This window comes from Sulfoacidibacillus thermotolerans (genome assembly GCF_003144315.1).
GTDB lineage: Bacteria > Bacillota > Bacilli > Alicyclobacillales > SLC66 > Sulfoacidibacillus > Sulfoacidibacillus thermotolerans.
Genome location: NZ_MPDK01000006.1, coordinates 122779 through 132709, shown reverse-complemented (window position 1 = coordinate 132709; position 9931 = coordinate 122779). Strand labels below are relative to the sequence as shown.

Sequence of the window (9931 nt, the reverse complement as noted above, 5' to 3'; positions counted from 1 at the left end):
AGAGGGAGAATAGACCACATGGTTACCAGGGGTTCGGATCCAAGCGCAAGAGCAAACTCACCGCGAAAACCAGCACTTCGAAATATAACCCACATGACCATAAGAACAACTACAGAAGAAAGTAGTATTAAGTCAATATAGTGGACACTCCAGGACGGAGACATTCCAAGTTTTAATATTCTGATATGATTACTTTTGTCCCGCTCAGCTTGCCTTGGCCCTCGATACTTGGAAATATCTTCTTTCGTATTCAACCGGCGTTAGATAGCCGATGGATGAGTGTACCCGCTCCGAGACACGCCCAATATTTTGCACATCTTCTGAACCGGAAATTTGGAGCGGTATCTGTGGATGAATTGGTATCTTACTTCCGGTCGTTGGTGAAGATGCGCATCGCTTTTTTTAAGATTGCATTCTCCTCTCGCAGTTCACGGATTTCCCGCTCCAGGTCCCGCAAGGCCTTCGCCTCAGGCTTGAGGTTTCCGCTACCAACAAACGGGGTAGCAGGATCCTCCTTATACTTCGCCATCCAGCCATACAGTGTCTTTTGCGATACGCCAAGTTCCCGAGCTACCTGGCTCGCCGGCTTCCCACTCTCCAAAGCCAATTGAACTGCGTGAAGTTTGAATTCTTTATCGTATTTCTGTGTCATGTAGCTCACCCCGAATCTCCTCATTCTTACATTCTCGATTCGTTGTGTCCACTATTTCAGCCTAATACCAGGATTATCCATGGTTGGATGGATACATATCGCAGTATCTGGATCTACTCAACATTCGATATCTGGGAATTGGGGATAGGGAAGAACGAGCGAAGACACTTTCAACATTCGTCAAGCGCATGGTGGGGCAAGGTAAGGAGTACCGTCAGATCGAAGGGGAAGTCAGAGCGATGGCGCGGGAGCATAACTGTTCGGTGGAAGATATCAGCTTGGTGGAGGAATATCCCGAAGAGATAGAGTGGTAGAAGAGCAAGGGAAAGCTTGAGACAATAGAAGGGACACGAATCGTGAAAAGTACTTTCGCGCAAGAAGGGGTGACTTCGCTTGTATCATGTCCTTACAGACCAGGACGTTGAGAAGCTCGCTTCAATGAATTCGATAGTGAACGTAATTGAACGCACGTTTGAGGAGCAGGCAAATGGAACGCTTGTTTCACCTCCGCGATTTCGTCTGGAAACGGAGCGGGGTGACATGGTTTTTACCGCAGGTGCCGCAACAGCTTTTGAAAAGGTGATCGGATTCCGCGTCTACGACACCTACGCGAACGATTTGGATGGGCATCAGCAATTGGTGTGCGTGTTTGATTCGGATACGGGTGTGTTTAAGGGCATCGTGATTGGGAATTTGCTTGGGGCTGTTCGTACTGGGGCAATTGGTGGTGTGGCAATCAAAGCGATGGCTCGGACGGATTCCAAATACATCGCGGTGATTGGTACAGGCATCCAGGCGCGGGCACAGTTGGAGGCGGCTGTAGCGGTCAGGAATATTAAGCATGTTCGAGTCTTCAGTCGCAACCATGAAAATAGAGAGGCATTTGCGGCAGAAATGGAAAAAAAGCTGGACATAGAGGTCGTGGCTGTCGATTCGCCAAAAAGTTGCGTACAGGGAGCCGATATCGTCATTTGTGCCACAAATAGCGGTACGCCAGTATTCGATGCGGAATGGCTTGAACCAGGGGTACATATCAACACGGTGGGTCCCAAATCAGTCAAGCGGCATGAGGTTCCAATGGAACTGGGAGCACGCAGTTCGGTGATTGTGACAGACTCCATAGAGCAGTTGAAAGCTTACCCAACGCCGCATTTTCTGGTCGGAACACCCGATGAAGAACGGATCATACAGCTAAGTGACGTTGTTACAGGGAAAACGCTTGGGAGAAAGGGTCAAGATGACATAACCCTGTTTTGTTCCGTGGGTCTGGCGGGTACAGAAGTGGTTGTTGCGAATGAAATGATGAAAGAGGCATTGTGTTAGGGCTGTAGTGATTGACTGGGCTTAGGTGATGCGTGATGAGACGAGTTGAGGTAACTCCTTACAATGAGCACTGGGCTTCGATGTATGAGGCAGAGGCGGCAAAAATGCGTTGCGTTTTTGGCGAACAATTGATCGCTATTCATCACATCGGGTACACAGCGGTTCCAGGATTACATGCCAAGCCAATCATCGACATCATGCCAGTTGTTCGGGATATTTCAAAGGTTGATGAATACAATCAGCTAATGCGAGACATCGGGTACGAGCCGAGAGGTGAAAACGGGATATCAGGACGAAGGTACTTTCAGAAAGGCGGAGATAATCGCACACATCATGTGCATGTCTTCCGAGTTGAAAACCTTCATATTCGGCGACACTTGGCATTTCGAGATTATTTGAGAGCGCATCTCAATGAAGCGAGAGAGTACGCAGACCTAAAGCGAAAATTGGCGCAAGAATTTCAGTATGATATTGAGTCATACATCCAGGGTAAGGAAAGTTTGGTCAAGGATATTGAACAACGAGCGTTGGAATGGCATCTGGCGAACCACGAAAATTGAATAAGCCCAATGCCTGCTTCCATGTCTGTGTTTGGCTGTTCTGGTTTACATAAAGTCCCCGCCGCAAAGTATACAAGTAAAGTGCAATGGTAGTCTTGCGTATGTAGCGGTTAGAATGGCGATACAAACTGCCATGGGTGCATATGGTTAAATTTTACGGTAGAAAGGAGTTAGACCGTGTATCAGGATTTTGAAATCGACATGATAACTAAAGATGACGGTCTTGCTCTTCAGAATTTGGCTCATAGTGTTGGATGGAACTTTACGACAGGACAAACGAACTTGTTCATTTCTCCTGCTGGTAAGCTATTCGGGTATCGTTTTGAAGGGAACTTAGTTGCGAGTGCGGGAATTTACATCTACGGTTCTGCTTTGGCTTCTTTGGGTGTCGTTATTGTTCATTCGGGTATTCAACGAAAAGGACTTGGTAAAAGTATCGTAAAACATTGCTTAATTGAAGCCGAACGGGTTGGTGCACCTGTTATGTTGGTTGCAACAGAACAGGGGTTTCCTTTATATAAATCTCTTGGCTTCCAAACAATTGGGGATATACATCGCTTTGAGGTTAGTAAGCCCCTTGAAGACATCAGGATTAACGGGGCTTTTCAGGTAGACCAAGTTGAAGAAGGCGACCTCGATCAGCTTATTGCATTAGATGAGACGGTAATCGGTGCAAATCGAAGTAGATTGTATCCAGTTCTCTTTTCAAATATGGAATGTGGTTATGTCGTAAGAAATTCGCAAAATACCGTTGTGGGATTTGGTCTTGCAGGTCGTCGCAACAATGTACTGGTGGTCGGTCCAATGGTGGCAGTCACACAGGATGTCGCACTAACGCTTATGAGAACCTTCGTATCGGGCTGGTCAGGTCCAGTACGTATTGACGTTCCGAGCCAACAAGAAAAATTTATGAAACACCTTTTAACGTATGGCTTTGAAGAGAAAATGATATCTCCACTCATGATTCTGAATGCACATGAACTTGGTGGGAAACGTGACCAACTCTATGGAATCGCCGACCCCGTATTTGGTTAATGAAGTATTTTTTCTTGAACTAAAGGGGCGTAAATGCAAGAAGTTTATTGAATAAACGAACAGGAATGTCGAAGGCAAGGGGAGGGTGATTTGTTGGTGGAAGGTATACAAATTAGACGATTACGGGAAGATGAACAATTTCCAATGTCATTGCTTTTGCTTGCCGATCCTTCCAAAGAAGTGGTTGAAAGTTACATTCACCGTGGGCAGTGTTTCGTAGCCGAATCTAACGGTGAAATCATTGGGGTGTATGTGCTGATTGATACACGTCCGCAAACCGTCGAGATTGTGAATGTTGCTGTCGTGGAAAAGAAACATGGTAATGGGATAGGGAAGCAACTGGTTCGTCATGCAATTGAGACTGCAAGGTCTATGAGATATAAAACGATTGAACTGGGAACAGGAAACTCCAGTGTTGGGCAATTGGCTTTGTATCAAAAGTGTGGTTTTAGAATCGTTGGCGTAGACAGGGATTTTTTCACTATCCACTATGATGAGCCGATTTATGAGAACGGAATACAGTGCCGCGACATGATTCGACTTGCTTTAAATTTATAATTGCAGTCGCAATTCCTTCTGTCGCTAACGGAGGCGTAAATGCAAGAAATATATAGAATGAACAGGCAGTAGGGCGACATAGCTCAAATCGCTCATTGTGATAAGTGAGGGAAACCCGATGGAAATTCGCCAAATCCGTGAGGATGACACGGAAAACTACATCGAACTGTGCAAAAAGCTTGATCAGGAAACGCAATTTATGATGTTAGAACCGGATGAGCGCACCACCAATGTTCAACAGCAGAGGGATGCCATCAAATCCTTGTTAGCCGCTGGAAACAGTATGGTCTTTGTCGCTGAGTATCACAGTAAACTTGTAGGGTACATAGGTGCATATGGTGGCGAATTTCGGAGGAATAAACACAAAGTTTATATAGTCATTGGCATCTTACAGGAGTACGCGGGTAAAGGAATTGGGACATCCTTGTTCACAGAGACAGAGAAATGGGCAAGGGAGATTGGCGTTCATCGTCTTGAATTAACCGTGATGGTGCATAACGAGGCGGGGCTGGCACTCTACAAGAAAATGGGCTTTTCAATAGAAGGGATTGCGAGAGACTCGATGCTCGTGGACGGGAAGTATGTCGATGAGTATTATATGGCGAAAATTCTTTCGTAGTGATCGTGTTGGTGTTAGGCTATAGTGGTTGAGAGATTCACCGTGGGCAGTGTTTCGTAGCCGAATCTAACGGTGAAATCATTGGGGTGTATGTGCTGATTGATACACGTCCGCAAACCGTCGAGATTGTGAATGTTGCTGTCGTGGAAAAGAAACATGGGAGTGGGTTAGGGAAGCAACTGATTTGTCATGCAATTGAGACTGCAAGGTCTATGAGATATAAAACGATTGAACTGGGAACAGGGAACTCCAGTGTTGGGCAATTGGCTTTGTATCAAAAGTGTGGTTTCAGAATCGTTGGCGTAGACAGGGATTTTTTCACTATCCACTATGATGAGCCGATTTCAGTATGATTGAGTCATACATCCAGGAGAAGGAAAGTATGGTCAAGGATCTTATCTGATTTGACGATGATCAATTTACGACTTCTGATTCCAGTGTCTCCTGTAGACGGTTGAACTCGAACTCACCGTCTGTGGCCTAGGCTTTCCTGAGAAAATATGACCACAGCGACATCAAATTTCCTCTGACCCCATCACAATAGCAGTAGATAGATTGACACAAGACATCGACTTTCCCAAAGGCTTTTATCTTAGGCGAATTCACGAAGTGTTATGGTACGCAGAGATCGAGTTGATCCTCTGCACGTTTGGAATTCGGATGACCGTTTTTATCTTTTGTCTATTCAAAAGAGGTTTTGGAGAATTGAATCTCACAAGGAGTGTGAGACATAATGAATCGATGCCCGTTTTGTGCTGGAGATCTTGAAGTAATCATGCACAATGATGTTGCTTATGCCATTTATGATAAGTATCCTGTTTCTCAAGGACATCTGCTCGTGATTCCCAAACGGCATGTCGCTTCATATTTTGAAACAACGCGAGAGGAGAAACTTGCCCTATGGGGTTTGCTGGAAGACTGCAAAGAATTTTTGGATAAATCGTATCATCCTGATGGATATAACGTTGGGATCAATATAGGGCAGACTGCTGGGCAAACCGTCCCACATCTTCACATTCATTTGATTCCTCGCTATGTGGGGGATATGGAGGACCCACGGGGGGGCGTACGTGGGGTAATCCCAGATAAACAAAAATACGGTATTTTATGAAGTAAATTTGTAGAGCCACCTCACGTATTTAGAAGATTTGCGCTTCCTCCTCTTTATAATGAAGTGAAAACGTGTTGACGATCATTCCTCAACCGAGTTGTCCGATCAGCATTCCTGTGATAAAGACAAGTGCGCCCCCGAAGATCACTTGAACAATCGAAGTCAGATGAGGTGTTTTAAAATAGCGATTGCGAATGAAGGCGATGAGGATTAATTCAGCTGCAACAATAAAATAGGCGACTACGAGTGCAAGGGAGAGATTTGGAATAAGGAAAGGGAGTGTATGTCCAAGTCCTCCTAAAAATGTCATGCCTCCTGTCACGATACTGCGTAAAAAGGGTCGACCTCGTCCTGTAAGGGTACCATCATCAGATAATCCTTCAGAAAACGCCATACTAATACCAGCTCCTACAGTAGCAGCGATTCCTACTAGAAAGGTTGTAAATGAATTGTGTGTCGCAAACGCTGTAGCGAAGATGGGGGCGAGTGTAGAAACAGAACCATCCATCAATCCAGCTAGACCTGGCTGAACAAATCGCAAGATAAATTTGTTTTTCGTTTCAGACATTACAAAATCCACCTCATCGTCCGATGGTGTTGGTGCCAATCTCGACATAAATCACAGCACATATAAATAACTACACATATATAGTGCAAAAATTTTTCCTGTGCGTCAAATGAAGAATTTGTGACCGAGATCTAATAAGCCGCACACAATTTTTGAAAGATAGTAATATATGGACTTCTGTTGTCTGAAATTGCTCCATGCGAACGAACTCTTTACACTGACACTGACGAATCGTTTGGGTGCCTCTCATCGAGAGTGGTTGCTGTGGATCGATGTCGCGCCAACGGTGGAGGATTCGCGTTCGTTTCTCCAATCGATTATAGTAACCATTTCTGTAAATCACGCCCTATGAGCTCCTGGAGACGTATGATGTCCTCTTGATAATATTGTGTTAAGAATCGTCGTGTCGCGGGATTCATTTGTACCTTCTCCAGTAGTAATGACTTTGCTCGGTTGCCGAGGCGTTCGCGCATAGAGGCTGGAATGAACGGCTTCACGAGTTCTTTTAGTGCATTTGGCTGTGCAATGAATGTAAAGAGTGCGCGCGATTTTGGTACGCCCGACTCGTTATAGCGCATTGAAGTATCTGGTGTAAAAGATGGATCAACGGCTAAGAAGGTATAAAGATCGCGCATGATTTCAGAGGTGTGAGCCGTAAAATCTTCAAATAAGATAATTTTTATTTGTTCACGCGGGAATACCTCAAAGTAGCGCTTGATTTGGCTACTGTAGAGACCGAGTTCTTTATAGAGCCACATGGGCTCGTAATCTTGCTTTTTCCGTTCGGATTCTGCTTCTAATCCGGCTTCAAAAGAAAGTTCTTCGCGATTGTCTCGCAAAAGATACATGTAGGCGGAAAATGCACGATCCACAGGATTTCGCAATGTAATGATGATCTTCATATTTGGATTGGCATGATAGATACGCTCGGCTGTGCCTGGATAATAGAGGTAGAAGGCTGAGGATTCACCAACGACCTGCCCCTTTTGCGCAGGAACAAAAAGCTGTTCATACTGTTCGCGCTGTCTAATTGTGTGCGTGTTCATGCCCTCATCGCCGCGGCCTTGGAATTTTGCGGGGAAACTAGGGATACTGAAGTAATGTGCTTCTTTTTTGGGTGGAATGTAGATTTGCGGGTGTTCCGCAAGATAGCGATCTAGTGAACTTGTCCCAGATTTTGCGGCGCCAACTAGTAAAAAATCAGGAAACACGGGGATGATTCGCCTCCTTACAGCGAGAATTCGGATTCTTTCGCCTGAATGGCGAGTAATTTTTGTGCATAGGTAATGACGGTTTGCATCTCACGCCATGAGGAAAGAGTAGCTCCTGCGCGGAATTCATGACCGCCGCCGCCAAATTGTTGTGCGAGTGACAAAATCACAACTCCTTTTCCGCGAATTCGCACGCGAATTTCCCCAGTTGCCAATTCAACAAAAAGAATAAATATCTTGCCAGGTAAGTGTTCGAGTTCTTCCATCGTTTGCGCAGCTTCTTCTGCGGTAAGACCTACTTGTTCGAGTGCTTGGCGGTCGAGGAACGATACGAGTAAGTCATCGTATTGTTTGAAGTTTGCGCGCAGCGTTGCGCCGATTTGGAAATATGCAATCGAACGTTCTGCGAGTCGTTCAGCAATTTCCACTTTGTCGATCTTTGCACGCGTTTCCAGTAAACTTGCCATCGTATACGTACGCGGGGTTACATCGCGCTTAAACCACTGTGTATCGGAGACAATCCCTGTATATAACAGGCGACAAACTTCTTCTGAAAAGAGGATCGTTCCGCTTGTTGCTTCTAATGCGGCGATGAGCTCTGTCAGCAATTCGGCAGAGGAACTCGCAGTAGGGACAATCCAGTTAAGGCGTCCGTATCCTTTGTTGCTGGCATGGTGATCAATGACTACATCTATCGGTTCGATTGACCAAAGTCGTTGCGACGGAACCTGTTGTTCAGTGCCAAAGTGAGCGATCAATTCGGCAATCTTTGCGCGCACTGCAGGAGTAAAGGCAAGCCGGGCATAATTTCCTGTGTCAATGGCGACGCGCAAGGCACCTTCGTCGCTTTGTGAAGGGAAAGAGAATCCATCATGCAGCCAATGTAGATGCGCAGGCAGATCGTGAGAGACACTCACTGTTTTCCCGAGTTTTTGCAAAGCGAGTGCGAGTGCGAAGCAACTGGCTGAATCCGGGTCGCCACGTACATGCGTAAAGAGATGAATGTTTTTTGCGTCAAGTAAGGGTGCGAGTAAGGGTGAGTGGTCCAAAGACGATACCTCCGAATGCTTACTTTTCTGCTGCTTTAGAAAAATTGCCTCGTGTATAATATTCCATGAGAATGCGTGCAGTTTCTGGTCTGGTGAATTCGACTGGCGGTTCTACACCGGCTTGAAGCATGGCACGAACTTTTGTACCCGACAAAAAGAGACGCGTGTGTTCATCATGTGGGCAGGTTTTTTCGGTCGCCATTCCACCACAAGCTTTACAATAAAAGGCATGGTCAAAAAAGAGCGGAGTAATTCCTATCTCATCAGCAGAAAATTTTGCAAATATTTTTTGTGCATCATAAGTCCCATAATAACTTCCAACACCTGCATGGTCACGTCCGACAATAAAGTGTGTGCAACCGTAATTTTTGCGCACAAGTGCATGTAAAATTGCTTCGCGGGGGCCTGCATAGCGCATTGCAGCTGTAAAGACACCGAGCGCCACACGATTGATTGGGTAATAATGGGATATTACAATTTCATAGGCACGCATGCGCAAATCTGCAGGGATGTCATCTGCTTTTGTCGGACCTACAAGTGGATGAATAAAGAGTCCATCGGAGATTTCAAGCGCACATTTTTGTAGGTATTCATGCGCGCGATGGATTGGATTACGCGTTTGAAAGCCGACGACAGTCTTCCATCCTCTATGTTGGAAAAAATCGCGTGCTGCTTTGGGTGTGTGGATATATTGTGTGAAATCATGTGGCGGATTCGCTGTAGAAAACACATGAATAGGTCCACCTAGAAAGATTGGGCCACGCTCAAACGTTCGTCGAACACCAGGGTGTCCTGTGTCCTGTGTGAGGTAGATAGCATACACGTCGCTTTGCAGATCGGTTTGAAAAATACTTGTAACTTCCATCCATGCGCGCGGTATCGACTCGCGATCTACAAGTAGCACCGCATCGCCGACCGCTATGCGTTTTGCCTGTTCTCGTGAAATCGGCAGCGTGACTGGCAGTGGCCATATAATGCCGTTCGCTAGGCGCATGTTCAGCACGACAGAACGATAGTCTTCCTCCCCCATAAATCCGGTAAGCGGAGAAAAGGCTCCAGTCGCGATCTGAACCAGGTCGCTTTCTCCAATATCATCAAGTATGACTCGTTCGATGTGAGATGTAGGAAAGCTCGCTTGGGAGTCTGTAACGAATCGATCTACGAGATGTCCACCATGTGGAGTTACATTTGAAGAGATATTGGACAATGCGTTCACTCCTGCACATGTATTTTACATTTGTATAG

At 45.7% G+C, this 9931-nt stretch carries 11 protein-coding genes and 2 pseudogenes; 8 read left to right on the top strand and 5 right to left on the bottom strand.

Annotation, left to right across the window (positions count from 1 at the left end; genetic code table 11):
• Positions 1–364 precede the first annotated feature (364 nt).
• On the bottom strand, positions 365–652 hold the full coding sequence (locus BM613_RS05625) for a transposase (RefSeq protein ID WP_109430195.1): 288 nt from the start codon (positions 650–652) through the stop codon (positions 365–367).
• Positions 653–732: 80 nt separating this feature from the next.
• Between BM613_RS05625 and BM613_RS05620 the strand changes: the two are divergent.
• The 8 genes and pseudogenes from BM613_RS05620 to BM613_RS05585 form a co-directional block, all read left to right on the top strand.
• Positions 733–966, top strand: a pseudogene (locus BM613_RS05620) (DUF6904 family protein); the annotation flags it as partial.
• Positions 967–1045: 79 nt separating this feature from the next.
• Positions 1046–1975: an ornithine cyclodeaminase family protein gene (locus BM613_RS05615; protein WP_281267824.1), complete on the top strand. Its 930-nt coding sequence runs from the start codon at positions 1046–1048 to the stop codon at positions 1973–1975.
• Positions 1976–2010: 35 nt separating this feature from the next.
• Entirely contained in the window at positions 2011–2535 is a 525-nt protein-coding gene (locus BM613_RS05610; RefSeq protein ID WP_109430180.1) for a GrpB family protein, read from the top strand.
• Between the two features lie 177 nt (positions 2536–2712).
• Complete coding sequence (locus BM613_RS05605) at positions 2713–3570, top strand: GNAT family N-acetyltransferase (protein WP_109430179.1); 858 nt, start codon at positions 2713–2715, stop codon at positions 3568–3570.
• A 105-nt stretch (positions 3571–3675) separates the two neighbouring features.
• The gene (locus BM613_RS05600) at positions 3676–4128 is read left to right on the top strand and encodes a GNAT family N-acetyltransferase (RefSeq protein WP_109430193.1); all 453 of its coding nucleotides are present in this window, start codon (positions 3676–3678) and stop codon (positions 4126–4128) included.
• Positions 4129–4246: 118 nt separating this feature from the next.
• Positions 4247–4747 (top strand): GNAT family N-acetyltransferase, encoded by a 501-nt coding sequence (locus BM613_RS05595; RefSeq protein ID WP_109430178.1) that lies wholly within the window; start codon positions 4247–4249, stop codon positions 4745–4747.
• Positions 4748–4782: 35 nt separating this feature from the next.
• Positions 4783–5100 (top strand): annotated as a pseudogene (locus tag BM613_RS05590) (GNAT family N-acetyltransferase); the annotation flags it as partial.
• 380 nt (positions 5101–5480) lie between these two features.
• Entirely contained in the window at positions 5481–5858 is a 378-nt protein-coding gene (locus BM613_RS05585) for an HIT family protein (RefSeq protein ID WP_109430176.1), read from the top strand.
• Between the two features lie 88 nt (positions 5859–5946).
• Here BM613_RS05585 and BM613_RS05580 read toward each other — a convergent pair whose 3' ends face one another.
• The 4 genes from BM613_RS05580 to sat form a co-directional block, all read right to left on the bottom strand.
• Positions 5947–6474 (bottom strand): VIT1/CCC1 transporter family protein, encoded by a 528-nt coding sequence (locus BM613_RS05580; RefSeq protein ID WP_109430175.1) that lies wholly within the window; start codon positions 6472–6474, stop codon positions 5947–5949.
• Between the two features lie 269 nt (positions 6475–6743).
• Positions 6744–7637, bottom strand: a complete 894-nt coding sequence (locus tag BM613_RS05575; protein ID WP_245926262.1) for a sulfotransferase family protein — start codon at positions 7635–7637, stop codon at positions 6744–6746.
• A gap of 17 nt (positions 7638–7654) precedes the next feature.
• The gene (locus BM613_RS05570) at positions 7655–8686 is read right to left on the bottom strand and encodes a DHH family phosphoesterase (RefSeq protein ID WP_181362912.1); all 1032 of its coding nucleotides are present in this window, start codon (positions 8684–8686) and stop codon (positions 7655–7657) included.
• Positions 8687–8705: 19 nt separating this feature from the next.
• Positions 8706–9893: a sulfate adenylyltransferase gene (gene sat / locus BM613_RS05565; RefSeq protein ID WP_245926261.1), complete on the bottom strand. Its 1188-nt coding sequence runs from the start codon at positions 9891–9893 to the stop codon at positions 8706–8708.
• Between the last annotated feature and the right edge of the window lie 38 nt (positions 9894–9931).

Excerpts from the sequence above, each read along its gene's own strand:
- BM613_RS05585 (WP_109430176.1), top strand. The coding sequence starts at position 5,481 with ATGAATCGATGCCCGTTTTGTGCTGGAGATCTTGAAGTAATCATGCAC.
- BM613_RS05580 (WP_109430175.1), bottom strand. The coding sequence starts at position 6,474 with ATGTCGAGATTGGCACCAACACCATCGGACGATGAGGTGGATTTTGTA.
- BM613_RS05595 (WP_109430178.1), top strand. The coding sequence starts at position 4,247 with ATGGAAATTCGCCAAATCCGTGAGGATGACACGGAAAACTACATCGAA.
- BM613_RS05610 (WP_109430180.1), top strand. The coding sequence starts at position 2,011 with ATGAGACGAGTTGAGGTAACTCCTTACAATGAGCACTGGGCTTCGATG.
- BM613_RS05625 (WP_109430195.1), bottom strand. The coding sequence starts at position 652 with ATGACACAGAAATACGATAAAGAATTCAAACTTCACGCAGTTCAATTG.